Here is a 24,089-nt window from a genome sequence, read left to right on the forward strand (position 1 = left end):
TCGGCAGCGCCGCTGCTTTGCCGGCCCACAGGCGTCAATGCACAGATTGATGTGGCTTCGTGGCGCCGCCGCTCCTAAGCCCTGCGTCCCTGCAAACAAGCCTGAAACCTACAGCCCGCCCCCAACCCCGGGCATAGGATTTGTAGCGATTGGAAACGCCTTGCCTTCGCGCAGGCGGATCCGGCGCCAAAACCACAACACCATTGCCCATGTCCTCCTTCGATACCCAACTGCTGCTCATCGCGCTGGCCAGTGTGCTGGTCCTCGTCGCGCTGATCGTTTCGCGCATCCGCCTGCATCCCTTGCTGGCCCTGCTGATGGTTTCCATCGGCGTGGGCTTTGCCACGGGCATGGCGCCGGGAGACATCGCCAGGAACCTCACCGACGGTGCCGGCAAGACGCTGGGCGCCGTGGGCGTGGTGATCGCCCTGGGTGCCATGCTGGGCAAGATCCTGGCGGACTCGGGCACCACCGAGACCCTGGCCAGTGCCATCCTGGGACGCACTTCGGACCGCATGATCCCCTGGGCCATGACCGTGGTGGCCTTCGTGATCGGCATCCCCATGTTCTTCGAGGTGGGGCTGGTGGTGATGCTGCCGCTGATCTTCAGCGTGGCGCGCAAGCTGGAGAGCCAGCAGCGCTTCAAGGGCTCGGCCTATGTCTACGTGGGCGTGCCCGTGATCTCGGCGCTGGCCGCCATGCACGGCATGGTGCCGCCGCACCCGGGGCCGCTGACCGCCATCGCCACGCTGCATACCTCGGTCGGCCCGACCATGCTCTACGGCTTTCTGGCCGTGATTCCGGCGATGGTGCTGGGCGGCCCGCTGTATGGCGCCTTCATCGCCCCGCGCATGACCACGCGGCCCGACGATGCGCTGCTGGAACAGTTCACGGTCGGCAAGCAGGAGGGGGCTGCGCAGGGCCGGCCCGGCATCGGCCTGGGGGTGCTGTGCGCCTTGCTGCCCGCGTTGCTGATGCTGCTGCATGCCGTGGCCGAGATCGTGCTGCCCAAGGGATCGGGCCTGCTGCGCATGGCGGCCTTCCTGGGCAATCCGCTGGTGGCCATGCTGCTGGGCGTGGTGTTCGCCTCCATCACCATGGTCTACCTGCGCGGCGGCGATGCCGAGAAGCTGCGCGATGCGCTGGGCAAGAGCCTCAAGCCCATTGCCGGCATCATGCTCATCATTGCGGGCGGCGGCGCTTTCCAGCAGATCCTGACCAGCGCCAAGGTGGGCGACGCCATCGTCCACATGACCCAGCAGTTCGCCCTGCCGCCGCTGGTGCTGGGCTGGCTGATCGCCATGCTGCTGTCCGTCTCCACGGGCTCCGCCACGGTCGGCATCGTCGGCGCGGCCGGACTGCTGGCGCCGCTGGCCGCCTCCGATCCCTCGCTCAACGTCCCGCTGCTGGCGCTGGCCATCGGCTGCGGCTCGCTGTTCTTCAACTACGCCAACCACGCGGGATTCTGGATGGTCAAGGAGTCCTTCGGCATGAGCATGGGCGAGGCCACCAAGACCATCACGGTGGTGCAGTCCATCGTCTCCTTCGTGGGGCTGCTGATGGTGCTGCTGTTCAATCTGCTGCCCCGGCTGGGGTGAGAAGGAAGTGGATGGATGCTGTATGCAAATACAGTAAGCTGCCTGCTCTTACGCAATTTTCCAAGGATGCCTGCAATGAAGCACACCGCCAACGGCCTCTTCGACATCCTGCTCGCCCCGCAGCCGCTGAGCGCCGTCGCCGAAGACACCGGGCTGGGCCGGCTGTCCCTGGACAAGCGATTCGATGGTGACCTGCGGGCCGTCAGCCAGGGCGAGATGCTGTCGTTTCGCAGCGGAGTGCAGGGCTCGGCGGGCTACGTCGCCATGGAAACGGTGCGCGGCGCACTGCATGGCCGCAGCGGCAGCTTCGTGCTACAGCACAGCTCCACCATGGAGCGCGGCACGCCCACGCAGTCCATCACGGTGGTGCCGGATTCGGGCACCGATGGGCTGGCGGGCATCTCCGGGCGCATGGTGATCGCCATTGCCGAAGGTGGGGCGCACTCCTATCGCTTCGCCTACGAATTGCCGCAGGCCTGAAAGGCCCACGGCCGTGCGTGTTGCCGCAGGCGGGCAGCACTGCCCGGGCGCGTCGCCGGCAATTGGCCTATACTGCCCGACTGCGCTGTTCTTGTTGTTCGCCTCTTCAGCGCTGCTGCGACACCCCAGCCCCTCTGCTGCTGAAAGCCAGAAGCCGACGGGCTGAACAGCCGCTCCTGCCGATCAGGAGTCGCGGTTGTCACCCTCAACGGCGAATCCCACGCGGACCCCTACCTTCATCCGGGTCCGCCCCCAGCCTGCATGCCGCAGGGTTTTCTCTCTCTTTTCATGGCCCGCTCCTGCACGGTGCGCGGCCACCCCTATCCATGCTGCATTCCAACATTACGGAGCAGGTGGGCCACTACGTGCTCACACCGCTCACACAGGCCAACGGCCGCGGCCAGGTGGCCGCCGCCGTTTCCATCCGCCGCGGAGCCTACGACCGCATCTTCCGCTTCATCCCGCAGTTCGCCGACGAAGCCCTCGCATCGCGATTCGCGCTGGCCCAGGGGCGCATCCTGGTGCAGGACCGGCAACTGGGTTGAATCGCGGCACCCGATTTTCAACACGTACTACAGGAGAACCTTTGGCTAAAGAAGAACTGATCGAAATGCAGGGCCGGGTGGACGAAGTGCTGCCCGATTCCCGCTTCCGGGTGACACTGGAAAACGGACACCAGCTGATCGCCTACACCGGCGGCAAAATGCGCAAGCACCGCATCCGTGTACTGGCTGGCGACAAGGTGACGCTGGAGATGTCCCCCTATGACCTGAACAAGGGACGCCTGACCTTCCGGCACATCGAGACCCGTGCAGGTGGCGCGCCGCGCCCTCCCCAGCGCCGCCGCTGAGCAGATTCCCCAGGGCGGACCTGCACCGCAGGTGGCAGGTCCTGCGGCGCCAGGCGGTCCGGGCCGGCCGCTGGCGCTCCGGCACCCGCATGTGCCCGGGGGCCCGGAGTGCTTACCTGGACATGGCCTCCTTCTTCATGCCGTCCTTGTGCATGCCCTCCTTGGCCATTCCGTCCTTTTTCCTGGCGTCATTGGCCATTCCGTCCTGTTTCATTGCGTCCTTTGCCATGTGGTCCTTCTTCATGCCGTCCTTGGCCATGTGGTCCTTCTTCATGGAATCCTTGGACATGGCGCCGGCCGGAGCCATGGCGTCCCTGGTCATCTCGTCCGCAGCGAATGCCGGGGTGGCCGACGCGGCGGCCATGGCGATGCAGGCGGCGAGCATGTGGGTGGTGAGCTTGGTCATGTGAGTCTTCCTTTGGGTTTGCGGTTGGCAGAATCGGCCGGCTCCGGGAGCAGGCCATCGCACCTTCGTTGGCAGCACGCCGGGCCTTCAAGGCCCGTCAACTGCCTCCGAACCAGTTGTAGCCCTGGTCTTCCCAGTAGCCGCCGGAGTAGGTGTTGGTGACGAACATGGCCTGGATGTGCTTCGGGTTCTTGTAGCCCAGCTTGGTGGGCATGCGCAGCTTCATCGGAAAGCCATATCTGGGCGGCAGGGGCTGCCCGTCGTAAGTCAATGCCATCAGCGTCTGCGGATGCAGGGCCGTGGCCATGTCGATGCTGGTGAAGTAGTCGTCAACGCACTTGAAGCCGACGTACTTGGCACTGGTGTCGGCGCCTATGTGGCGCAGGAAATCGGCAAAGCGCACGCCGCCCCAGCGGCCTATGGCGCTCCAGCCTTCCACGCAGATATGGCGCGTGATCTGTTCGTCCTGCGGCATGGCGCGCAGCTCGGCCAGGGTCCAGGCATGGCGGTCGGCGACCATGCCGGTCACTTCCAGGCGCCAGCGGGCCTCATCCACCTCGCGCACCTCGTCCTCGCCGTAATAGGCATTGAAGGGGAAGGGGCGCGTGATCTCGGCTGCGGAATAGGTGGGCGCCAGCCGCGTGGGACTGAAGAGCAGGCCCTGCATGCGGTCGTTGAAGCGCGACACCTGGCTGAGCACGGCCTCGACGTGGCTGTCATCGCTGATGCTGCAGCCCGTGAGCAGGGACAGGCCGCCCAGCGTCAGCGAGCGTTGCAAAAAGGCGCGGCGTGCGGGCTGGTCCAGCTTGCGGGCGATCAGCGAGCGTGCCTCGCGCACCACGGCTTGGCCATCGACGCCGGTCAGGGAAGGGGCTTTGAAGATTTTCATGGTGACTTGGGCGCACGGCCGTGGATCATGGTCAGGAAGGTCCGGGGCACCAGGGCGACCATTGCCAGGTGCACGACCACGAAGGCCACCAGCGCGGACATGCCGAAGAAGTGCACGCGCCGTGCGGATTCATAGCCGCCCAGCAGCTCGCGCAGCAGGGGGAACTGCACCGACTTCCAGAGCACCAGGCCCGACAGCACGATCACCACCAGGTCCAGCACCACGAACAGGTAGGCCAGCTTTTGCACATGGTTGTAGCGGGCCGGGTCGGCGTGCGAGAGCCGGCCCTTGAGGGCGGCCAGCAGGTCCTGGCGCACGCCCTGCACGCTGACGGGAAAGAACTTGCGGGCCCAGCGCCCGCTGGCGATGTTGAGCAGCAGGTACACCAGGCCGTTGAACACCAGCAGCCACATGGCCGCGAAATGCCATTGCAGTGCCCCGCCCAGCCAGCCGCCCAGCGTGATGGGGCCCGGAAAGCTGAAATCAAAGAACGGGGCCGCGTTGTAGATGCGCCAGCCGCTGGCCACCAGGATGGCCACGGCCAGCGCATTGAGCCAATGCGTGAGGCGCAGCCACAGCGGGTGGATTCGCTGGTCATCCTCGGGCTGTGCCGGTTGGGGGGTCGTGAGGGTGGTGTCCATGGGTCCCATTGTTGGAGGGACCCGGTGGCGGATGTATCACGCAAACTTCAATTAATCGTGATAACTCCCAAGGCTTGGTCGCTGGCCTGCGCGCATCCGGCCAGATGGTCCGCCAACGTGCGCGCCGCGATGCCAGCGGATAGCTGGCCGGACCTGCGGCTTCTCCGCATGGAGCCCCTGACCCTCTCACTTGTCTGCCGCTGCAGCCCATGGGCTTGAAAGCGCACCGGCGTATTCAGGTGGCCCCAATGTCCCTTCCGCAAGTAATTGCAAAAGAATCCATGGCGGTTGCTGGGTCGCAAGTCTTGGGTGCAAGTCAAGTGCACATGATGCCCCCGAGGTTGATTGCGTCTCGAATGTCGGTGATCTCGCAAGCGAAATCACGCTGCAAATGAACCGGTGGGTGATTTGATCAATTATTGCTTGAAATTTTCTTGCGTTCAATTGATGAATTCCCGCACGCTTCTGTTTTTTTTGAAGAATACGATCAATTCGGCTCTGACGCCGACGTGTTCCAATCATCCAATGCGCGTGAATCACTTGTGGATGTGCATTTGCACATCGATGGCGATTGATGCGGTTTTTCAGGAGGACCGAATGAAAGAAAATGCTTTTGCAGGCGCGGCAGGAAAAATCATTCTCCATCTCGCACCATTCGCTCTTGCATCGGGCGCCGCGCTCATGCATGTTCCTGTCTCGGCTGGATTGTTGAATCCTGTGGACAGGGATTTCCTGATGCGCCAGGCAAGTGATGCGGGTGGATTGATGAGCGTCATGGTGACGGTTCAGGACCTCGAGCCGGATGTAGTGCAGGCAAGGGGCTCGGCATCCATCCGATCGGAAACAGCGCAGCACACGCACGCAATACGGTCGATCCTGGGTCAGGATGTTTCAGAGGTGGGCTCATGGAACAATGGAATGGGGCAAGTCGGTCTGCTGATTACACGCCGCGGCCTGGAATTGCTCGAGCAATCCGGAATGGCCAAGTCAATACAGCCAGACGATACCAGAGGCTTGCGAGATCGTGCGTGGATGAGCAGTGAAACCCAGAGGAATATCGAGCGCGAACTCGGCAAAAAAGGGTCTGTTGATGTGGTGCTGTCTGTCAATTCGGATATGGACTATCACATAGGAGAGCATGGCGATACAGTCTATCAGGCCAACTCTTTTTCTCACGGCGCAGGCGGGATGGCCCAGGATGTTTTCAAAAATTCCAAGTTCGGTGCAGGAATGCAGATACTTGAAAGTTCGAAAGCTGGATCGGGGCCATCTGCTGTGGTGCAGGCCCGCATCGACTGGCCTGCTTATTATGCGCTGAGGATGGCACCGGAAGTGAGGTCAATGAAGGTGCTGGGGGTTGAAGATGAATCGCATTGGCCCGAAGAAGTCATGGATACGGCATTCGACCAGGGTGAAGCCCAGGTCATCATCACGATGCGAGGCGGGGAGTCCTATTCACCCTATCAAGGGTACATGAGTGAAAAGGCATGGAAAGTACAAAGCCAGGCCAATCAGGATTCGTTTCGCTCTGCCATGCAAGGCGTTGGCCATGGTGGCGACGGCGATGTGCAGGCCCATGCCGGCCTGGGCGTGTTCACGGTGCGGCTTGGTGCCGAGCAGTTGAAAGCACTTTATGAGAAGAGGGACGCAAGAATCCGCTCGGTGGAGCTCGTGAAGCCGGTGGCGACGCCTTCGCTCAACAACAGTACATATCAGATCAACATGGGGCCCGCCTGGTCGGCGGGATTCAGGGGAGCCGGTCAGTTGATGATTGTCTTTGATACGGGCGTTGCGAAGAATCATATGATGTTCAAGAACGCTGCAGGAGCATCGCGTATCTCGAATGAAGCCTGCTTTGGAACCAATGCTTCAGGCTACAAGTCAATTTGCCCATCGCAAAATATGAGCGGAGATAGCGCGGTGGGGACGCCAAATTCCGGCATGCCTTATTGCAATAGCAGTTCAAGCGCATGTTCGCATGGTACCCATGTGGCGGGAATTGCTGCAGGCCGTCAAAGTTACTATACTGGATTCGGGAATCAGGGTGTGTCTCCTGACGCTTCCATTGTGGCAGTTCAGATCTTCTCCTATCCAGTGAGTGGCAGTGGGAGTCCTAGTGCATTCAATGATGATCTGCTTGCGGGATTGGCGGAGGTTTATGCTGCTACGACGCCGGGGATCATGAATCCATATATAGTCAACATGAGCCTGGGTAGTAATCAATTATATGGCGGCACTTGTGATTATTATTACGGGTCATTTGCTTTGGCTGTTGCGAATCTGACTTCGCGCGGTGTCCCTGTCGTTGCTGCCACAGGAAATAGCGGTAGCACTTCCGGTATCAGTTTTCCTGCATGCATATCAAAAGTCATCAAGGCAAGTGCGGTGAATAATGACGCCTTTGGCATGGCCAGGGCCGGTTACGCCAATATTGCTCATCCCGGAAATTTTGATGGACCGATCTTTCTCGCGCCTGGTGGAAATGGATTCTCCGATTCCGTGGAGTCTGCCAGTGCAGCTGGTCCGACCAGCATGGTGCGCATGTCCGGAACATCCATGGCTGCCCCGCATGTGGCTGGCTTTTACGCCGCCATCAAGGGCGGCGATGCCTATGCGAGCGTGGCGGATGTGACGGCTTTCATTGCCACGAAAGGGAGTGTTGCGGCCCCGCAAGCACTTCCTTCCGGTACATACGGCTTTCGCCGCATTCGTTCGCCTTTGTGAGGCGGGGCAGTCCATAAGAAATATGGTCTGAAAGCTGCGCAACCATCCCGTCATCGGAAGGCGTTTGACCGGAGTGTGGGCCCTCGACGCCCGCATGGATGATTGCTGTTGCCATCTTTGCCGCATCGATTGCAATCTTTTCTTGCGATGGATGCGGCAAATCCTTTTTCCTGCACTGCGAGTCAAGGCAGCGGACGACAGCCACGAGTGGATTCGCTACGTGTACGGCGTGGGCTTCGCCTTCGAGCCCGAGGGAGGCATAGACACGCGGGCGGGCTGACACCGCCCGCACCGTGCCGACATGTCTCAGCGCGCTGCTGCCGGCCCCGCCATGGCGAACGCCTGCGCGGCTTCCTCGGCCGCCACCTTGGCCGCTTCGCTGCGGCGCACCCCGGCCTGGTCCTCGTACTCGCAGTTCAGTGCCCTGGCCTCGCTGCCCGCGTACTCCGCCAGCGAATCGGCGCTGTTGCGTATGGTCTGCAGCGCCTGCGCCACCACTTCGAGTCGCCGGCAGCCATCGGGGCTCTCCAGCCAGGCCAAGGCCAGCTGGGCGAGGGCGGAGACCTCGGCACAGCCTTGCTGCACGAAGCGGTCCACCTCGTTGAGGGCGGTGGCGAACTTCTGGGGTTGGGGGGTTGTCTGGGGAGGGATGGGGATGTGCTTCATGGGGTTGTCCTCCCGTGTCGAAGCGATGCGCGCGCGCGGCAAGAACGTCCTCGTAGCGGTTACTGGCCGTGGGCCGGGGTAGCTACGCAACTCGTAGTATCGAGAATACACCATACCTACGAATCTCGTAGCTTTTGGAAAGCACGAGATGTCAGACGCAGATGAACAATGGGGCGCGAGGCTCAAGCAGGCACGGCTGGCCGCAGGCCTTTCGCAGAAGATGCTGGGCGTTGAGGCCGGGATTGATTCGTTCGTCGCAAGTGCGCGGATCAACCGCTATGAGCTGGGGGTCCACAAGCCGGACCTGCTGACGGCACGCAAGCTGGCGCAGGTGCTCCAGGTACCGATGGCGTTTTTCTACTCGGATGCGGATGACGAGGTGGCTGAGTTGCTGCTCATGTATGGACGGGCGAGTGGGGCGGTGCGCAAGCGGGTGAGCGAGGTGTTGAAGGGGTAGGGCGTTCGGGGTGCTTGGGAGTTGGCTTGGGGTACATTGGAGTTATTCGCAGTGCCTTGGTCAATGGCTGCTGTGCAGCGATTGCGGTCCTTTGAGTTTCCAAGCTCAGCGCCCGATAGCTGCCGTTCAACGATTTCGCTGAGCGCCGCGCTCTGCATGTCTCACGCCAAGGCGATGTCTGGGGCTAGGCATCTCTGGCGACTCCTGACACACTGGGCGTTCAGCGCACTTGCTAGTGCTCACCCGGCCTTGACGCGGAGCTGGGCCGTGCGACCCGCATACGTTACTACTTAAGCCTCAGCGCCGGCTTCCACTCAGGTGCTTGCCACTCCCAGATATGAACCTCTTCGAACGCCTTGGGCAGCAGGGTCCTACCGATCTCGATGCTTGCTGACAGCGGCGTCGCCGGATGCAGGTGCAGGACCCGAGCGCCGGCGGCAAACAGCTGCTGCAGGAAGGCGTTGAAGCTCGTGCGGAACTGCTGTACATGGGACTCCTTGCGGATGATGCCGCGGTCAGGCGCAACGGCATGGAACTCCACGACGTCGCGGCCAACGGGGTGCTGGGCCCTGCCCGAGATGCTGACGACGACCGATATTTCGCGAGGGAGCGCAGGCGGTACCGTGAATGTGTAGCTGGGCTCGGGGCAAGCGTCGCGCGTGTCCCAGAGCCACTTCTCGTTCGGCAAGTCCATGACGGCCGCAGGCGTCTTGTCGCCCACCAGTGCCCCCAGCTTCATAAGCATTGGGATAGGAGCGAAGCCGGCGATAGTGAGGTGCACGGCTCCTTTCCTTGCAACGAGCTCGGGCAGGATGCGCTGCTCATACTGCTGGGTAAGAGCGCGCTGAGCGTTGCCCCAGAAATCAGGTTCGTTGTCCTGCAAGAAGAAGTTGCTCTGGTCGATGTGTACCGAGCCGGCCGTGGGGAAGCGTTTAAAGCCGCTGTTCATCAGCATCGCGTGCTGGATGTGGCGCACGTCGATCACAGGCACGTGGGCGCCGACAGGGAACGACATCACGACGGGCATGCTTTCCTCAACACCAGTGGCCGAGTACATGAACTCGATGCGAGCCTCGTGGTCGCGCTTCATGGCTCGAAGTTGCTCAGCAGTGAATTCGTTGCTCTGGCCGTGGCGGTCTATTCGTGAATGGCAGTCGAAGCAGGCCAGCATGAGGTTGCTGGGGTCTGCCGCCAGCTTTTCCGACAGCCCCGGAACGCCTCGAGCGCCTGCTGGGCTGTCAGCAATGATATGAGCGAATTCGCCGACTACGCTCTTGGCCTTCTTGGTAAGAAAGTCGCGGTCTACAGGCTTGCAGCAGCCGCGGAATTCACAACGACCAGCCGCAGCGATCCAGAGGTCTCGCCGGACCGGCGCGGAAATGTAGGCTCGCGCGACAGACCTGGTCACGGGAGCAGCAGTTGTGGAGGTGCTCGGATCAGGCGTTGCTTTTGGTTTAGGCATTCTTGTTCTCCAACTTCAATTCGCGATACGTGCCTCGGCGGCTCAGCGTCCAAATCCGGATGCAGTGAGTGCCGACGATGGGGAAAAACAAGCGGTCGCCCTCATAGGTGTCGTCGGCGACAGCCTGCTGCCAGTCGCGCTGGTCAACTCTCGACGGTGTGGGGTCGCGCTCGGGATGTGTGTGCCAGAGCCCAAGGTAGGCGGAGGTGCTGTTCTCTTCCAGCCATCGCTGTCGCGCCAGCGCCTGGTGCTTGGAAGAACGGAAGAACCCGTACCTGCTGCGACGGTCACTGCTCTGCGGCGTCGACACCTCATCGACGACCACGTCGCGCGAGTCCAACAGGTGCCGGCCAAGAAGGACTCCACCTGCTTCACGGTCGTCCGAGCGATGCTGGGCGAACGCCTGCATCTGCTTGAGTGCGTGCTCGACGATGATGAGCCGCTGCTTCGGCGTTACGCGAAAGACGAGCTTCACGGCGCCGGCTCCTTTGGCGCCCGGCAATGCGGGCACGGGCGCCCGAATACCTGTTTGGTAGCCACCTCCTCGGAAGTGGTCCGCGCGAGCTGGAACCAGGGAGTCGTGCGCAGCCCCTGCTTGGCGGCGACCTTGCCCTCGCCCACCCAGAACTTGTAGGAAGGCCGGCGCTTGGCATCGCCCGCGGCAACGGCACTTACTGCCGACAGGATGTGCTCCGCTGCCATCAAGCCGGTGCGCCGGGACTGAACCGGGCCGTAGGGCACGAATGCACCCGCGCATCCAGTGAGATTGCGCGTGACCGGCTGGTTGGGTTCCAAGAAGGCGGTACGCGAAGCCAGGGACGGCTGTCCTTCGTCGTCGCGGTAGGCGCAGTTGAGGCATCCCTCGCCTCTAGTCCACATGAGCATCGAGTGCCCGCCGAGATCGAGCGCCTCAAGCCAGGTAAATACCACGGGGAGGTCATGACTACCGGCCCTGAAAGCCTTCGAAAATGACCGCTCGATGGACGGAGAACCGAAGGCCAGCACGATGCCGTCGTACTGGCTGAGATCAGCCGTCTTGAGCCACGTCTGCCCTGTCGTGGCCACCGGGGTGATCTTCAAGCCTGGGTAGCGTCGTTCCAGCGCCAACTTCATGCCTAACGGCTTCTCCATGTCGATGTACAGGGGCTGAAGGACGTGACGGAAAACGTTGTCCTCAGAGTATTCATCGTGGTCGACGACCGTCAGCTTGCCAACGCCTGCAGCAGCCAGCGTGTCCACGACCACCGACCCCACGGCCCCCGCGCCGAGCACAGCGATGTGCTTGTTGAGCAAGTCAAGCGACGCACCGCCACGCTCGCGCATGTATGTCGGCGTGTGTCGCCGCATGGTCAGAGGAGTCGCTATCCCCTTCTTGTCGACTGCGCCGCGGCTTGCCGTGAATGAGGCTGCCACCAGGGAGCGCCCGCCAGCCTGGCGCGGCACTGACACCAGTAGCGCCAGCCGCTTCGGGGAGTTTTTCGACGGTCCGACCAGCTTGTCCCAGAGCGCGAGTTGGTCCGGCGACATGCGCTGCAGAACATCGTCGATGAAGGCCGGGGTCAACTTGTCCGGCTGCACGGGCGGCAAGCCCACCTGGTCCAGGTGGACGTAAAGGGCGCGGTGAGACTCAAGCTTCTGGTTTTCCACCTCCCAAGGAATGCTGGCGTCTCGCTCCAGGAAGTACCAGGTTGGCTTCTTCAAGCCGAAGTTGGAGAACCCCTTGAGCAGGCGCGACGCGCCGTCAACTTCGAAGTACGACCGCCCGCGAAGCGCCCCTGGAAGGCCCTGCCAGTAGCCCTCCAGTTCGTTGAAAAACTCCTCGTAGCCAGAAGCCGCATCCGCTGCGGAGTTTTCCAGCAGGTCGTACGCCTTCATCGCAGCGTGCGCGACGATGTCTGCGGGACGCTTTGGGTCCAGCGACAGGCCCTGCTCATCGTCGATGCAGACATAGCCGCTATAGCTGACATGGGCAAGCAGAGCGGTCGGCGGGTCTGTGGTAACCCTTGGCAACCGCAAGTGCTCCTCCGCGCAGTCGACGTAGACCGTCCACCGGCGCGTGCCGGTGAGCTCAATGGCCAGTACGTTTGGAGCTTCGCTGGGCAGAGGCGCAACAGGGACGCCCCGCAGCGCAAACGCTGCCTCAACCGCCTCGAAGGTCGCGTCGATTTTCGCGGCGTCGATCTGAACTGCGGCCTCGGTCAAGCTGAGTTCCCAGTGCTGATGACTGCAGCCGAGACTGTCTTGGCTGTCTGAGCCTTCTCGGGGACTTTGAAGTCGTCGCCAAACTGCTTCTTCAGCAGCTTGCAGGCGTCCTCGGGCAGTTCCTCGTCGTAGGCATCGCTGAGAGCGTCGCGCAGCGACTCGAGCTTCTCCTTGAAGGTCTTCATCTGCACAGCCGTGCGCTTAGCCATCAGGTCGGAGTACGGCGCGACCGGCAGCATGACCTTCAGCCGTTGGTGCGTGCCGTCGGCCTGGTTGTACTCGTAGGTGAACTGGTTGAGCATCGCCTTGACCCAGTCCAACATCGCCAGCAGGTCGACGGGTTTGCCGGAGGTGTTGAAGTTCGGCTTGAACCACTTCAGGGCCGCCACCGTCAGTGCGATGCTCAGCGGAGCTCCCGAGCCGGTGAACTGCCACTGGCGCCAGCGTTTCAGGTAGCGGATGCAGCGACGGTACTGAGCCAGTTCATCGGAGTCGCTGAAGGCGCCGCAGACGAGCTTGGTCAACTCCTTGGGGCCGGAGATCTCCCAGATACGGTGCTCCTCTGCCGAGTTTTCCTTGCCTTTAGCCAGGTACAACGTCCCGTTGGCGTCACGGGAGTAGATGGCCAGGTCGACGTGGTATGCGACCTTGCCACCGCTCAAGTAATTCACGGTGACACACGGACGGCGGATGAGCACCGTGCGGAAATTCGTGTTGACGGCATCCCGAACCTTCTTCTTGAGCACCACCGGGTCGGGATACTTGTTCTGGTCACAGTCGAAGATGATGCCAACGTCGATGTCGAAGTTGCCATCGAGCGGCACCACGCCCGTGTGCATGGAATAGCTGCCCTGGTTGAAGTTCGTGAACGTGGGGACGTCATCACCCAGGTTGGCCTTCAGCGCCTTGATGATGGTGTCGCGCTTCTCGCGCAGTTTGGCCTTCTCATCGTCTTCATCGAAGCAGATGGCGCTGTGGAAGTTTTCGAACTGACGCTGGACTGCAGGCATCTTGGCCTCCTTTTCTTTCGAGAGAAGCCAGGACGCGATACCTGCGAACAACCCGATGGCGATCAGGGGGTGCATGTACTTGACGAGGTGGCCGGTTGAGTAGACCGCAGTGCGGTGACGGAATGATGATCAGTATATCCAATCATTTTGATTAGCATAGATGCCATTTTTTACAGTCACATGTTGCACCGTCAGATATGATGCGTTATATGAAACGTGCAGAGAAGCGCTCGCAAGCACTGGCGAGCCTCACGAAAACACAGCGCGAACGGCTGTCCCACATTGACTTCAAGCTGTACTTCCTTGGAGAGCTGCGACGGGCTGACGTCGTCGACCGCTTCGGGACGGGTCCTGCTGGAGCCACCCGCGATATCGCTCTGTATCGAGAGCTGGCGCCGGAAAACCTAGAGTTGGACAACTCCGACAAAGTCTACCGACCCACCCAGGCTTTTGAACCCCTGTTCGAGCACAGTGCACACCGCGTGTTGACCGCCCTTACCCAGGGCTACGGTGAAGGTCTAGGTGAGCTGTTGGGTGACGAGGTACACCCGATGCTGCGATGTGAAGTACCGTCTGCGTTGAGCCTGCCGAAGACGTCGGTGCTGGCGCCAATCACCCGCGCGATCCATCGAGGCAAGGCTGTCAGACTTCGCTACACGTCTATCGACAGTGGCCGCACCGAGCGTGAGCTTGTCCCTGTAGCCCTTGTAGATAGCGGTCTCCGCTGGCACGTGCGAGCCTTTGACCGCAGGAATCTGCAGTTCCGCGACTTCGTGCTGACCCGGATGGAGGAACCGATGGTTCTAGAGGACAGCCTCGTGCAACGCGAGGAGACTGCTGAGTTCGACCTGCAGTGGAGCCGCATCATTGAGCTGGAGCTTGTGCCGCACCCTCAGCACACGCGGCCTGAGGTTGTCCTCATGGACTACCCCTTCGCCGAAGATGGCGTGCTTCGGGTTCGTGTCCGTGCGGCCAACGCAGGCTACATGCTGCGTCGCTGGTCCGTGGACTGTTCTTTAGACCATCAGCTGCGAGGTATGGAGTACGCACTGGGCCTGCGTGACCCTCTCGTCCTGTACGGCGCAAGCAACGCACGCCTGGCGCCGGGCTACAAAGACCCACGGTCGGACCGCGAAGTTAAGGCGCTATAACGATAGCCAGTCACCAGAAAGCGCTCTAAGCGCGACAACCACATGAAGCTCTTCATGTCGATCAGCCAAGCCAAAGGCTGCATTGCCCCGGCTTCCCCGACTACTGCGGCATTCGAGCTGTGCAGAAATCCTAGGGTATGCGGATGCGCCAACAGCCTAGAACTACACCCGAGCTCTCAAGGTAGCTGGCGGCGCGGTAAGAAGCGCCGTGAGCTCCCGCCCCGAGCCTGAACCGCTGGAAAGCAGCCGCTGGCAAAGGTCGGCAACCAGCCTGAACCTGCCGTTCGAGGCCTCGCGCAGGACGACCGCTCATGACCGAACTCCACCCTTCAGGCCCCAGAGAAAGGCTTGCGGGCAAGAGCACGCCAAGGGCTCTAACGATCCCAGAACTTCCACCAAGGGCGTTGTCCCGCGCAGATTTCAGCGCAGCTCTGTGCCGCGTATGCCCGAGCCGAGAATATCGGGTCATCCATCCCGTCCGGGTCGGTGGAAACTATGAACGGGTCTTCGCCATAGCCGCGATACGCGGCCAAGAGTTCCTCGGGCTGCATACCTGGCCGATAGCTTGAGAGGAGGAATTCATCAACGATCGCCTCTGCTGCGGCGACGGCTGCTTTGTATGAATCGAAAACGCCAGCCGGATACCGTTTCGACTCGTCCATGAGGGCGTAGCCGTCATCAACGAAAACCTTGTAGGGCATAGAGAGTCAGGCGATTTTGGCGCGTCGTTGTTTCTGCAAACAGGATGCTAGCCGAAGGCCCGCAGTTGGCCGATACCGGCAGCCCGACGGACCGGCGCACCACGTTTGCCCGCACGGCTACACCACCGCCCCACTGAACGGCTCGGGCCGCCGCGCCAGCAGATCGGACAGGCGTCTGAGACCCGCCTGCAAGAGTCCCCGGTCCTGGATGCTGCCCAGGGAGATCCGGATGGCATTCGCGGATTCGCCGCCCGTGGCGAAGGCTTGCGCGGGTGTGACGGCGATGCCTTCGCTCTCGGCGGTTCGCGCAAGTTGGAGGGAGCTCCAATACCCCGGCAGCTCCAGCCATACATGCAGGCCGTCTCCGGCGCCGCTGTACCGGCCCGCCAGAATGTCCCTGGCCATCCGGTGGCGCAGGCGCGCCTCCTTGCGTACGCCTTCCATCAGGCCGTCGGCCGAGCCGTCGAGGATCCATTGCGTGGCCAGTGCGGCCGTCAAAGGGGCGGCCATCAGCGCGAAGGACCTGAGCGCGACCAGGAACCGTTCGCGCTCCTGCGGGTCGCGGATGAGCACGAAGGCGACGCGCAGGCCGGGCGTCAGGCATTTGGAGAGGGTGGAGATGTAGTACACCTGCTCCGGTGCAAACGTGGCAATGGGCGGCGGCGGGGCATCGGCGAGAAGCCAGTAGGGATCGTCCTCGATGATGCGGACACGGCAGCGCCTGGCGATGCGCGCAAGCTCCTTGCGACGGCGTTCCGCGATGGTGATGGCGGTCGGGTTCTGCAAGGTCGGATTGAGGTAGACCAGCCCCGGCCTGTGCTGGCGGCAGGCCCGCTCCAGCTTCTCGGGCACCATGCCTTGCCCGTCCGCCTCCACCACCAGGACATGCCGGCCGAACTGGGCCGCTGCGGCGCGCAGGCCGGGATAGCTGGCGGGCTCGGCCAGGATCACGTCGCCGGGCTGCGTCAGCGCAAGAATCAGGGCGGCGATGGCTGCCTGCGCGCCCGGGCAGACCAGCACCTGCCGGGCATCCAGGGGGCCGAACATCGGCGCCAGCCACCGGGCACCCGCCTTGCGGTCGGAGTCGCTTCCCCCGCCCAGGTGGTAGGTCATCAGCAGTTGCGCATCGGCCCGCATCAATACCTGGGACAGGCCTTGTTTCAACAGGTCGTCGAAGTCCACGCCAGCCGGTGGTGGCGGGGTATTCATGCTCAGGTCGAGGACCGAGGTCCACTCGACCTTGGGCGCCGCGACATAGGTGCCCCGGGCGCCGCGCCCCTCCAGCAGGTGGCGGCGCCTTGCTTCGTCGTAGGCGCGCGTGATCGTCGTCAGGTCTACGCCCAGCCGGGCTGCCAGCTGGCGCTGCGGGGGCAGGCGGTCACCGGGTTTCAGCGATCCGTCCGCCACTGCCGCCTGCAGGGCGTCGGCGATCTGCAGAAAGCGGGGCCCGCCCTGCACGGCCAGCCGTGGCGACCAGACGGGCAAATGGTCATCTTGCATGGATTTTTGCGGCGCCTGTTTGCCCCGATGTATGGAAATTGCTTTCAAGTAGTATGGCCTGGAACGTGCAGCGACAGCCTTCTTGCAGTGCAGTCACTGGCGTTTTCGCCTCGCGTCTTCGGGAGGCGGTGTTCTTCACGATGGCCCGTGCCAGAGGCAAGGGCTGGAAGTTTTCAAAATGATCGACTGGATCCCCGTAGTCTTCGTTACGTTCAAGGTGCTCATCTTCGGCACGGCCATGTTCTTCGCCATCAAGTGGCATTACGACCAGGGCAAGAAGGGGACGGACAGGCGCGCGTTGCTGCGCGCAAGCGGCAAGGCGGTTGCTCTCTTCGCGCTGGGGCTCACGGCCGTGGTGTTCTTCACCTTCACCCTGGCCAGGACGCTGGGCATGGACCTGAGCCTGCCGTGAGGACAGGGGTCGCTCGGCCGTGAGCGAGTCGCAGGCCAAGCAGATGTGCGTTCCTGGCTGGAACCTGCCTCTGATCGAAAGCCACCGGCCTCACCCGAACAAGCCTCCCTCATCCAGCAGCTCGAACGCCACCTCGGGCGTCCTGTCCATGCCCCGCCGGATCGCCGCGGGAATCGACTGCCGCGTCTTGCTGCACAGCCCGCGCATGGGCTGCACCTCGATCTGGATGCCGCGCACGGTGCGCACCTCGCCCGCGCCGGGCGCGATGCGCAGGCGGATGCCCAGTTGCTCGTACATGCGCTGCTCCACATGGCGCAGGTCTTGCAGGCTGGTGATCTGCTCGAGTCGCAGCAGCAGCTTTTTTTCCTCTTCCCGTGTGAGCCGCAGGATGCGCTGGTCGGCCAGGGGGTCGGCGAGCAGGGCGTCGTGCTCGCAGAGGCAGGCGCCCGGGGGGCAGGGGACTCGGATCGGAATCTGAACGGAAAAGCGCATCGATGCCCACAAGAGAGTCGCCCCGGTGGGCGTTGCAGGGCCATGCTAATTCAGCGACGCGGCGCGGCCAAGGGGAAAGCCCCGGGCGCGGGCCTCAGGACTTCCGGCTTCTCCCGTAAAGATTCTCCAGCCCCGCCCAGACCCTGCGCGTGAGCGGCTTGCTCTGTCCTGCGGGTCGCCGGTACAGCCGCACGTTGATCGGCACATCCTTGTCGGGCCCGGCCGCGCGCGCCAGCCGGCCCTGGGCGAGGTCGGCCTTGACCAGGGTGAGCGGCAGCCAGGCCAGGCCCAGGCCCTGGTGGACCATGGCGTGCAGGGAGTCGGCAAGGTCGGCCTCGTAGACGGTGCGCAGGCGCGTGGTGTCGCACAGCGCCTGGATGTGGCTGCGCAGGATCTTGCCCAGGGACATGCTTTGCGCATAGTCCAGGTAGGGCACCAGCGGGCCGCCGCCCGGGGCGGGCAGGGCGTACTTGGGCAGTTGGGGAACCAGGGGGATGCTGACGGGGATCAGCGTGTCCTGGCCCACGGGCAGCCAGGCCAGGTGGTGGCCCTGCAGGCTGCCTTCGATGGCGGGCTGGGCGTGGCACATGAGCAGGTCCACCTTGCCTTGCAGCAGCATTTCCACGCCGTAGTCCAGGCTGGTGGTGACCACCTTCCAGCACAGCTGGGGCATGGCCTGGTTGAGGGCCGTGATGGTGCCGGGCAGCACGGTGTGCGAGAGCGTGCGGCCGGCCGCGATGGTGATGGTCTCGTCGCGCGCGTGGCGCGGGCGCTGCAGCAGGCCGTGGGTCTGCTCCAGGATGCCCAGCACTTCGTGGGCCGAGGCCAGCAGCGTCTTGCCGGCCGCCGTGAGCGTGGTGGACTGGTGGCTGCGCTCCACCAGCGGCGTGCCGGCCCATTCCTCCAGCGCACGGATGCGGCGGCCGAAGGCCGGGTGGGTGATGTGGCGGCGCTCGGCGGCCTTGTAGAGGCTGCCGGTGTCGGCCAGGGCCTGCAGGTCCTGCAGCAGCTTGAGGTTGAGTTCGTGCATGCGAAAGGCGGATGTGAGATGTTCCAGGCGGCGCAGGGATGTGCCGATCAGGCACATCCATGCCGCAATCGGCACAACAGGCGGGCCGACGCTGCCTAGCATGGCGGCATGCGAGAGAACCCCTGGTATGCCTGAAGTTTGCCTCAGGAAGATGCAAAGCCATTTCATTGGCGGCACGCAGCACACGGTGCGGGATCTGCCGATCCAGCACAGGGAGGTGGTGCGCAACGGCGGCGAGCGGCTGCTGGACATGAATGGCAGCTACGCCGTGGGCCAGCTCTACGCCATGGAGTACCGGCTGGCGCGTCCGCGCAGTCCCCTGCCCGTGCTGCTGTGGCACGGTGGCGGCATGACGGGGGCGCAGTGGGAGTCCACGCCCGATGGCCGCCAGGGCTGGCTGTGGCGCCTGCTGGAGGCGGGCCACGACGTGGTGGTCTGTGATGCCGTGGAGCGCGGCCGTGCTGGCTGGGCCATGTTCCCCGAGATCTATGCCGATGCGCCAGTGTTTCGCAGTGCCGAGGAGGCCTGGGAGCTGTTTCGCATCGGCCATGCCGCGCCTTGGGGCCTGGGGCTTGGCGAGCCCTTCGCGGACCAGCGGTTTCCGCATGCGGATTTCGCGGCCCTGGTGCGGCAGATGGTGCCGCGCTGGCTGGGCCATGAGGCCATGGCCATGGCGGCCTATGACGCGCTGCTGGAGCAGTTCGGCCCCTGCGTGGTGTTCGGCCACAGCCAGGGCGGGGGCTTTGCCGTGCATGCGGCCCGCCGCAAGCCGCATCTGGTGCGCGCCGTGGTGGGGCTGGAGCCCACGGGCATGCCGGCCCTGCGGGAGGATGGCCAGGCCTTCCCTGCCGAAATGGCGATTCCGCACCTGGCCGTGTGGGGCGACCACTTCCGGCACAGCCCGCAGTGGCAGAAATACCGCGCACAGACCGATGCCTATTGGCAGGTGCTGGCCCGCGCGGGGGGCCGCGCCGAGGTGCTGGACCTGCCGGCCGAAGGCATCGCGGGCAATTCGCATTTCTGCATGCTCGATACCAATGGCGACGAGGTGCTGCGGCGCGTGATCGACTGGCTGGAGGGACTGACGCAATGAATATCAACGAGGAGAAAAATCCTATGCAACGCCGCAATTTCATGATCCGCAGCCTGTCCGCGACCACGGCCGCCCTGGCCCTGGGTGCGCTGGCACCTGTGCAGTCGGCCCTGGCCGCCGATGCCGCCTGGCCCACGGTCGAGCCCATCCGCCTGATCGTGCCCTTTCCGCCGGGCGGCACGGCCGATGTGGTGAACCGCCTGTTCGCCCAGCAACTGGGCAAGGCCTTGGGTGCCTCGGTCATCGTGGAGAACAAGGCCGGCGCCGGTGGCTCGCTGGGCACGCGCTACGTGGCCGATGCCAAGCCGGACGGCTATACGCTGCTGGGCGCCACGTCCAGCACGCACGGCACGAATCCTGCCGTCTACACCAAGCTGTCCTATGACGCGGTCAAGGACTTCACGCCCATCACCCAGGTGATCACCGTGCCGGGCGTGCTCACCGTGAACCCCTCGGTGAAGGCGGCCAGCCTCAAGGAACTGATTGCGCTGGCCAAGGCCCAGCCCGGCCACCTGTCGTATGCATCCTCGGGCGCGGGCGGCCTGGGCCATCTGGCCATGGAGCTGTTCAAGGTCAAGGCCGATGTGCAGATCATGCACGTGCCCTACCGCGGCGCGGGCCCGGCCTTCACCGACCTGATCGGCGGCCAGGTGTCCATGCTGTGGGAGCCGCTGCCCGCCTCGCTGCCGCACATCAGGTCCGGCAAGATCCGCCCGCTGGCCGTGGCCACGCCCCAGCGCAGCAGCGAGCTGCCCGACGTGCCCACCTTCGCCGAATCCGGCGTGCCCGGCTATGCCGTGCAGGCCTGGAACGGCCTGCTGGCACCCAAGGGGCTGCCCAGGGACCTCCGCGACAGGCTGCACAAGGCCAGCGTCCAGGCCCTGTCCGACCCGCAACTGCGCCAGCGCCTGGCCGAGCTGGGCGGCACCGTGGTGGCGAACACGCCGGAGCAGTTCGGCGCCATCATCCAGAAGGATGTGGCGACCTGGAAGCAGGTGGCGTCTTCCTCGAAGATCAGCCTGGATTGATGCCGTGGACCCGGGCCTTCTCCGCCCGGTATCCAGGGGGCGCCCGCATCAGGCGGATGCCGTCCGGGCGAATCGCGCCCCCTGTGGCGCTGGCACGAACGCCCGCCCGCAGGGGTCGATGCGGATGCCGGGTGCCAGCCGGGTCCAGGGCAGGTTCTCCAGCACCATGGGCATGGAGCCTGGCGCCGTGGCGACGATGATCTCGCGTGCGATGGGCGTGTAGTCCGCACGGAAGTGCACGGCGCTCTTGACCACGAGGATGTCCTGCCGGGTGGGCTCGATGCCGACGGCGCGGAACATGGCCTGGTCCGCCATCTGCACCTTGCGAGAGGCCACGACGATGCGCACGCCACCGATGCGCAGGCAGGCCGAGGGGCCCAGGTCCAGCTTGAAGCCCCGGTAGTACGGCCCCGTGGCGTCGACCCGTCCGTCGGACAGTTGCTCGACCACGAAGTCTTCCTCGAACGGCGCATCGCCCGGAATGCCGGATTTGCCGCCCAGCGCCAGCCTCAATGTCGCACCCACGCCCGCGGCGTGGGCCATTGAGGCCGAAGATGCATCGACGATCAGACCGATGGCCGCGCGCTGCGCACCGCAGGCGACCAGGGCGCGCAGCATGCCGGTGGAGTCGGAGTTGCTGCCCGCGCCCGGGTTGTCCTGGGCGTCGGCGATGATGGTCGGGCGGCCGCTGCCCGCGTGCGCCTGACCATGGCGCACGGCTTCTTCGGGTGCGTACAGCCGGCCGGCGAAGTGCGGCTCGGCCGCCAGGGCGGCGTCGGCCACGGGATCCAGCAGGGCCTGTGCCTGGGCCTCGGTGTCCGCATAGGCCCACAGCACGGGCGAGCATTCGGGAAAGTCGGCGGCCGGAAAGCCGGTGGCGAACGACAGATGGGTGTCGGCGGTTTCCGTCCGCGCCAGCAGCTGGTAGAGACTGCGTGCCGGTTCGATGTCGGTGCACTGCCAGCAGATGGGCACCAGGTAGGGCAGCCGCCGCTGCGCCATGGCGGGCCGGCGGCCCGTGCGCAGCCTTCGTTGCAGCAGTCCGTGGGCGCGCACGCCGGTGTCGTGCATGTCCACGTGCGGATAGGTGCGGTATCCGACCAGCAGGTCGGCCTCGGCCAGCATGCGCGTGGTGACGTTGGCATGCAGATCCAGGCTGGCGACGATGGCCACCTGCGGCCCGACCAGCGATCGCACGCGGCGCAGCAGCTCGCCTTCGCCGTCGTCGAAATGCTGGGCCACCATGGCGCCGTGCAGGTCCAGGTAGACGGCATCCACCGGCAGGGCATCCTTGATGCCTTGCAGGATCATGCCGGCGATGCGCTCGTAGGTCTCGCGTTCCACATGGGCGGAGGGGCTCGCGGCGCACCACGTGGTGGGGATGACCTGGTCGCCGGCGGCCAGCGCCTGCTGCACGAAGCCCGCGGCAGGGATGTTGGAGCCACGGATTGCCTCCCACAGCCGTTCGCCGCTGACCAGTCCCGGCCAGCCGCCGCCGGCCTGGAAGGCCGCCCAGTCCGCCAGGTCGGGCGCAAAGGTATTGGTTTCGTGCTGAAAGCCGCCATACACAATCTTGGCCATGATGTCCTTTGTCAGTGCAGTCAGAAGGGGAGAGGGGATGCGGGTGACCGGGTGGCAGCGGCGGGGCGGAAGTTCTGGAAGTCCCAGTGCCGCCCCGGCGCTGCGTCGATCAGTGCGCGGGTATAGGGGTGCTGCGGTGCTGCCAGCACCTGCTGGGCAGGGCCGGACTCGACGACGTTGCCGCCTTTCATCACCAGGATGGAGTCGCAGATCTGCGCGGCCACGCGCAGGTCGTGGGTGATGAACAGCACGCCGACGCCGACGCGCTCGCGCACCTCCTGCAGCAGGGCCAGCACCTGGGCCTGCACCGAGACGTCCAGGGCGGAGACGGCTTCGTCCGCCACCAGCACGTCCGGCTCCATGACCAGCGCCCGTGCGATGCAGATGCGCTGGCGCTGTCCGCCCGAGAACTGGTGGGGAAACCGCTCCAGCGCCTGGCGTGGCAGGCCCACCAGCTCCATGGCCTGGCGTGCCTTGGCCAGTGCCTGCTCGCGTGGCATGCCGTAGTTCAGCAGCCCTTCGATGACCGACTCGCCGATGCGCCGGCGAGGGTTCAGGCTGCGGTAGGGGTCCTGAAAGACGATCTGCATGCGACGGCGCAGCGGCATCAGTGCCGCGCGGCCCAGTGTGGTGATGTCGTCGCCCTGCAGCCGGATGTGTCCGCTGCTGGGATTGATCAGGCGCACGATGCAGCGTGCCACCGTGGACTTGCCCGATCCGGACTCGCCGACGATGCCCATGATCTCGCCCCGGTGCAGCGTCAGCGCCACATCGCTGGCCGCAGGGACGGCTTGCGGGCGGCGCAGCCAGCCGCGCGGCTTGGCATAGTGCTTGGCCAGGCCATCGACTTGCAGCACGGGCTCGCCCCGGGGGTGCTCGCGCGCCTGCGGCACCAGACTGGGCACCGAGGAGACCAGCATGCGCGTATAGGCCTGGGCGGGCGCCGCCAGGATCTGCTCGCGGCTACCGGTTTCGACCACCTGGCCCTGGTGCATGACGAGGATGCGGTCGGCGATCTCGGCGACCACGCCGAAGTCGTGGGTGATGAAGACCACGGCCGTGCCGTGGCGCTGCTGCAGCTCGCGGATCAGCGCGAGGATCTGTTTCTGGGTGGTGACGTCCAGTGCCGTCGTGGGCTCGTCGGCGATCAGCAGGCGTGGCTGCAGGATCAGGGCCATGGCGATGACGATGCGCTGGCGCTGTCCGCCTGACAGCTGGTGCGGGTAGGCGTCGTAGATGCGCTGGATATCGGGCAGGTGCACCGCTTCCAGCATCTGCATCACGCGGGCCTTGCGCGCGGCGGCCGGCAGTCGCGTGTGCAACTGGAGCACTTCCTCGATCTGGCGGCCGACGCGGTGCACCGGGTTGAGCGCCGTCATTGGCTCCTGGAACACCATGGCCATCTGCGAGGCGCGCAGCGCGCGCATCTGGCCGGCGTTCAGCCGCAGCAGCTCGCGCCCGTCCAGCGCGATGCGGCCGCCGGCCACCTCCAGGCTGTCGGCCGGCAGCAGCCCCATCACGGCCAGCGAGGTCAGCGACTTGCCCGAGCCTGACTCGCCCACGATGCACAGCGTCTCGCCAGCATGGACCCGCAGGCTCAGGTCGCGCACCAGCGGGCGGGCGGGTGTGCCGGCCTCGGGCTTGAGCTGCACGCTCAGGTTGTCGATGGTCAGCACGACCGGGTTGTCTTGCCGTTCAGCAGTCATGGCGTGGTCC

The 24,089-nt window shown here is 64.4% G+C and carries 24 protein-coding genes; 10 read left to right on the forward strand and 14 right to left on the reverse strand.

All coding sequences use genetic code 11. The features are described 5' to 3' along the window. The first annotated feature begins 209 nt into the window (after window positions 1-209). From L1Z78_RS11715 to infA, 4 genes are all read left to right on the forward strand, one after another. On the forward strand, window positions 210-1,598 hold the full coding sequence (locus L1Z78_RS11715) for a GntP family permease (protein WP_234641656.1): 1,389 nt from the start codon (window positions 210-212) through the stop codon (window positions 1,596-1,598). Window positions 1,599-1,673: 75 nt separating this feature from the next. Then, window positions 1,674-2,078 (forward strand): DUF3224 domain-containing protein, encoded by a 405-nt coding sequence (locus L1Z78_RS11720; RefSeq protein WP_234641657.1) that lies wholly within the window; start codon window positions 1,674-1,676, stop codon window positions 2,076-2,078. 326 nt (window positions 2,079-2,404) lie between these two features. Beyond that, a complete protein-coding gene (locus L1Z78_RS11725) occupies window positions 2,405-2,623 on the forward strand; it encodes a hypothetical protein (protein ID WP_234641658.1) in 219 nt (72 codons plus the stop codon). Between the two features lie 41 nt (window positions 2,624-2,664). Then, a complete protein-coding gene (gene infA, locus L1Z78_RS11730; RefSeq protein WP_267967007.1) occupies window positions 2,665-2,928 on the forward strand; it encodes a translation initiation factor IF-1 in 264 nt (87 codons plus the stop codon). Window positions 2,929-3,040: 112 nt separating this feature from the next. On the opposite strand, the gene L1Z78_RS11735 is transcribed toward infA, so the two are convergent. From L1Z78_RS11735 to L1Z78_RS11745, 3 genes are all read right to left on the reverse strand, one after another. Next, window positions 3,041-3,334 carry a pentapeptide MXKDX repeat protein gene (locus L1Z78_RS11735; RefSeq protein WP_234641659.1) on the reverse strand — a complete coding sequence of 98 codons (294 nt, stop codon included), beginning with the start codon at window positions 3,332-3,334 and terminating at the stop codon, window positions 3,041-3,043. A gap of 97 nt (window positions 3,335-3,431) precedes the next feature. Then, the gene (locus L1Z78_RS11740) at window positions 3,432-4,223 is read right to left on the reverse strand and encodes a molybdopterin-dependent oxidoreductase (RefSeq protein WP_234641660.1); all 792 of its coding nucleotides are present in this window, start codon (window positions 4,221-4,223) and stop codon (window positions 3,432-3,434) included. Beyond that, a complete protein-coding gene (locus L1Z78_RS11745; protein WP_418921697.1) occupies window positions 4,220-4,873 on the reverse strand; it encodes a cytochrome b/b6 domain-containing protein in 654 nt (217 codons plus the stop codon). Before L1Z78_RS11745 ends, L1Z78_RS11740 begins: the two co-directional genes overlap by 4 nt. Window positions 4,874-5,263: 390 nt before the next feature. Between L1Z78_RS11745 and L1Z78_RS11750 the strand changes: the two genes are divergently transcribed. After that, the gene (locus tag L1Z78_RS11750) at window positions 5,264-7,588 is read left to right on the forward strand and encodes a S8 family peptidase (RefSeq protein WP_234641662.1); all 2,325 of its coding nucleotides are present in this window, start codon (window positions 5,264-5,266) and stop codon (window positions 7,586-7,588) included. 306 nt (window positions 7,589-7,894) lie between these two features. Here L1Z78_RS11750 and L1Z78_RS11755 read toward each other — a convergent pair whose 3' ends face one another. After that, window positions 7,895-8,254 (reverse strand): hypothetical protein, encoded by a 360-nt coding sequence (locus L1Z78_RS11755; RefSeq protein ID WP_234641663.1) that lies wholly within the window; start codon window positions 8,252-8,254, stop codon window positions 7,895-7,897. Window positions 8,255-8,402: 148 nt separating this feature from the next. Between L1Z78_RS11755 and L1Z78_RS11760 the strand changes: the two genes are divergently transcribed. Further along, window positions 8,403-8,711 (forward strand): helix-turn-helix domain-containing protein, encoded by a 309-nt coding sequence (locus tag L1Z78_RS11760; RefSeq protein ID WP_234641664.1) that lies wholly within the window; start codon window positions 8,403-8,405, stop codon window positions 8,709-8,711. 286 nt (window positions 8,712-8,997) lie between these two features. Here the strand turns inward: L1Z78_RS11760 and L1Z78_RS11765 are convergent, their stop codons facing one another. Genes L1Z78_RS11765 through L1Z78_RS11780 form a run of 4 tightly spaced genes read right to left on the reverse strand, consistent with a single transcriptional unit; the run spans window position 8,998 to window position 13,460 of the window. Beyond that, the gene (locus L1Z78_RS11765; RefSeq protein WP_234641665.1) at window positions 8,998-10,173 is read right to left on the reverse strand and encodes an SAVED domain-containing protein; all 1,176 of its coding nucleotides are present in this window, start codon (window positions 10,171-10,173) and stop codon (window positions 8,998-9,000) included. Then, window positions 10,166-10,648 (reverse strand): Mov34/MPN/PAD-1 family protein, encoded by a 483-nt coding sequence (locus L1Z78_RS11770; RefSeq protein WP_234641666.1) that lies wholly within the window; start codon window positions 10,646-10,648, stop codon window positions 10,166-10,168. The genes L1Z78_RS11765 and L1Z78_RS11770 overlap by 8 nt, the downstream gene beginning before the upstream one ends. After that, entirely contained in the window at window positions 10,645-12,375 is a 1,731-nt protein-coding gene (locus L1Z78_RS11775) for a ThiF family adenylyltransferase (protein ID WP_234641667.1), read from the reverse strand. Before L1Z78_RS11775 ends, L1Z78_RS11770 begins: the two co-directional genes overlap by 4 nt. Beyond that, entirely contained in the window at window positions 12,372-13,460 is a 1,089-nt protein-coding gene (locus L1Z78_RS11780) for a cyclic GMP-AMP synthase DncV-like nucleotidyltransferase (protein WP_234641668.1), read from the reverse strand. The genes L1Z78_RS11775 and L1Z78_RS11780 overlap by 4 nt, the downstream gene beginning before the upstream one ends. 134 nt (window positions 13,461-13,594) lie before the next feature. On the opposite strand from L1Z78_RS11780, the gene L1Z78_RS11785 reads away from it, so the two are divergent. Next, complete coding sequence (locus L1Z78_RS11785) at window positions 13,595-14,536, forward strand: WYL domain-containing protein (protein WP_234641669.1); 942 nt, start codon at window positions 13,595-13,597, stop codon at window positions 14,534-14,536. 374 nt (window positions 14,537-14,910) lie between these two features. Here L1Z78_RS11785 and L1Z78_RS11790 read toward each other — a convergent pair whose 3' ends face one another. Together L1Z78_RS11790 and L1Z78_RS11795 are read right to left on the reverse strand one after the other, a co-directional pair. Next, window positions 14,911-15,237: a hypothetical protein gene (locus tag L1Z78_RS11790; RefSeq protein ID WP_234641670.1), complete on the reverse strand. Its 327-nt coding sequence runs from the start codon at window positions 15,235-15,237 to the stop codon at window positions 14,911-14,913. Window positions 15,238-15,354: 117 nt separating this feature from the next. Beyond that, window positions 15,355-16,737: a PLP-dependent aminotransferase family protein gene (locus L1Z78_RS11795; RefSeq protein ID WP_234641671.1), complete on the reverse strand. Its 1,383-nt coding sequence runs from the start codon at window positions 16,735-16,737 to the stop codon at window positions 15,355-15,357. Between the two features lie 178 nt (window positions 16,738-16,915). Here L1Z78_RS11795 and L1Z78_RS11800 point away from each other — a divergent pair, with 178 nt between their 5' ends. Further along, the gene (locus L1Z78_RS11800) at window positions 16,916-17,149 is read left to right on the forward strand and encodes a hypothetical protein (RefSeq protein ID WP_234641672.1); all 234 of its coding nucleotides are present in this window, start codon (window positions 16,916-16,918) and stop codon (window positions 17,147-17,149) included. 90 nt (window positions 17,150-17,239) lie between these two features. On the opposite strand, the gene L1Z78_RS11805 is transcribed toward L1Z78_RS11800, so the two are convergent. Both L1Z78_RS11805 and L1Z78_RS11810 read right to left on the reverse strand, forming a co-directional pair. Then, window positions 17,240-17,641 (reverse strand): hypothetical protein, encoded by a 402-nt coding sequence (locus L1Z78_RS11805; protein ID WP_234641673.1) that lies wholly within the window; start codon window positions 17,639-17,641, stop codon window positions 17,240-17,242. Between the two features lie 94 nt (window positions 17,642-17,735). Continuing rightward, window positions 17,736-18,671 (reverse strand): LysR family transcriptional regulator, encoded by a 936-nt coding sequence (locus L1Z78_RS11810; RefSeq protein ID WP_234641674.1) that lies wholly within the window; start codon window positions 18,669-18,671, stop codon window positions 17,736-17,738. Between the two features lie 151 nt (window positions 18,672-18,822). Between L1Z78_RS11810 and L1Z78_RS11815 the strand changes: the two genes are divergently transcribed. After that, window positions 18,823-19,764, forward strand: coding sequence for an esterase (locus L1Z78_RS11815; RefSeq protein ID WP_234641675.1), 942 nt, complete (start codon window positions 18,823-18,825; stop codon window positions 19,762-19,764). A gap of 23 nt (window positions 19,765-19,787) precedes the next feature. Continuing rightward, window positions 19,788-20,792, forward strand: a complete 1,005-nt coding sequence (locus L1Z78_RS11820; RefSeq protein ID WP_234641676.1) for a tripartite tricarboxylate transporter substrate binding protein BugE — start codon at window positions 19,788-19,790, stop codon at window positions 20,790-20,792. 48 nt (window positions 20,793-20,840) lie between these two features. Here the strand turns inward: L1Z78_RS11820 and L1Z78_RS11825 are convergent, their stop codons facing one another. Together L1Z78_RS11825 and L1Z78_RS11830 are read right to left on the reverse strand one after the other, a co-directional pair. Next, window positions 20,841-22,373, reverse strand: coding sequence for a M81 family metallopeptidase (locus tag L1Z78_RS11825; RefSeq protein WP_234641677.1), 1,533 nt, complete (start codon window positions 22,371-22,373; stop codon window positions 20,841-20,843). Between the two features lie 20 nt (window positions 22,374-22,393). After that, window positions 22,394-24,079, reverse strand: coding sequence for an ABC transporter ATP-binding protein (locus tag L1Z78_RS11830; protein ID WP_234641678.1), 1,686 nt, complete (start codon window positions 24,077-24,079; stop codon window positions 22,394-22,396). Between the last annotated feature and the right edge of the window lie 10 nt (window positions 24,080-24,089).

Origin of the sequence: Delftia tsuruhatensis (assembly GCF_903815225.1) — a bacterium.
Taxonomy (GTDB): Bacteria; Pseudomonadota; Gammaproteobacteria; order Burkholderiales; family Burkholderiaceae_C; genus Comamonas; species Comamonas tsuruhatensis_A.

Coding starts and splice junctions, on each gene's coding strand:
- L1Z78_RS11715 (WP_234641656.1), top strand. CDS start 210: ATGTCCTCCTTCGATACCCAACTGCTGCTCATCGCGCTGGCCAGTGTG.
- L1Z78_RS11720 (WP_234641657.1), top strand. CDS start 1,674: ATGAAGCACACCGCCAACGGCCTCTTCGACATCCTGCTCGCCCCGCAG.
- L1Z78_RS11725 (WP_234641658.1), top strand. CDS start 2,405: ATGCTGCATTCCAACATTACGGAGCAGGTGGGCCACTACGTGCTCACA.
- L1Z78_RS11735 (WP_234641659.1), bottom strand. CDS start 3,334: ATGACCAAGCTCACCACCCACATGCTCGCCGCCTGCATCGCCATGGCC.
- L1Z78_RS11740 (WP_234641660.1), bottom strand. CDS start 4,223: ATGAAAATCTTCAAAGCCCCTTCCCTGACCGGCGTCGATGGCCAAGCC.
- L1Z78_RS11745 (WP_418921697.1), bottom strand. CDS start 4,873: ATGGGACCCATGGACACCACCCTCACGACCCCCCAACCGGCACAGCCC.
- L1Z78_RS11755 (WP_234641663.1), bottom strand. CDS start 8,254: ATGAAGCACATCCCCATCCCTCCCCAGACAACCCCCCAACCCCAGAAG.
- L1Z78_RS11760 (WP_234641664.1), top strand. CDS start 8,403: ATGTCAGACGCAGATGAACAATGGGGCGCGAGGCTCAAGCAGGCACGG.
- L1Z78_RS11765 (WP_234641665.1), bottom strand. CDS start 10,173: ATGCCTAAACCAAAAGCAACGCCTGATCCGAGCACCTCCACAACTGCT.
- L1Z78_RS11780 (WP_234641668.1), bottom strand. CDS start 13,460: ATGCACCCCCTGATCGCCATCGGGTTGTTCGCAGGTATCGCGTCCTGG.
- L1Z78_RS11785 (WP_234641669.1), top strand. CDS start 13,595: ATGAAACGTGCAGAGAAGCGCTCGCAAGCACTGGCGAGCCTCACGAAA.
- L1Z78_RS11790 (WP_234641670.1), bottom strand. CDS start 15,237: ATGCCCTACAAGGTTTTCGTTGATGACGGCTACGCCCTCATGGACGAG.
- L1Z78_RS11795 (WP_234641671.1), bottom strand. CDS start 16,737: ATGCAAGATGACCATTTGCCCGTCTGGTCGCCACGGCTGGCCGTGCAG.
- L1Z78_RS11800 (WP_234641672.1), top strand. CDS start 16,916: ATGATCGACTGGATCCCCGTAGTCTTCGTTACGTTCAAGGTGCTCATC.
- L1Z78_RS11805 (WP_234641673.1), bottom strand. CDS start 17,641: ATGCGCTTTTCCGTTCAGATTCCGATCCGAGTCCCCTGCCCCCCGGGC.
- L1Z78_RS11810 (WP_234641674.1), bottom strand. CDS start 18,671: ATGCACGAACTCAACCTCAAGCTGCTGCAGGACCTGCAGGCCCTGGCC.
- L1Z78_RS11815 (WP_234641675.1), top strand. CDS start 18,823: ATGCAAAGCCATTTCATTGGCGGCACGCAGCACACGGTGCGGGATCTG.
- L1Z78_RS11820 (WP_234641676.1), top strand. CDS start 19,788: ATGCAACGCCGCAATTTCATGATCCGCAGCCTGTCCGCGACCACGGCC.
- L1Z78_RS11825 (WP_234641677.1), bottom strand. CDS start 22,373: ATGGCCAAGATTGTGTATGGCGGCTTTCAGCACGAAACCAATACCTTT.
- L1Z78_RS11830 (WP_234641678.1), bottom strand. CDS start 24,079: ATGACTGCTGAACGGCAAGACAACCCGGTCGTGCTGACCATCGACAAC.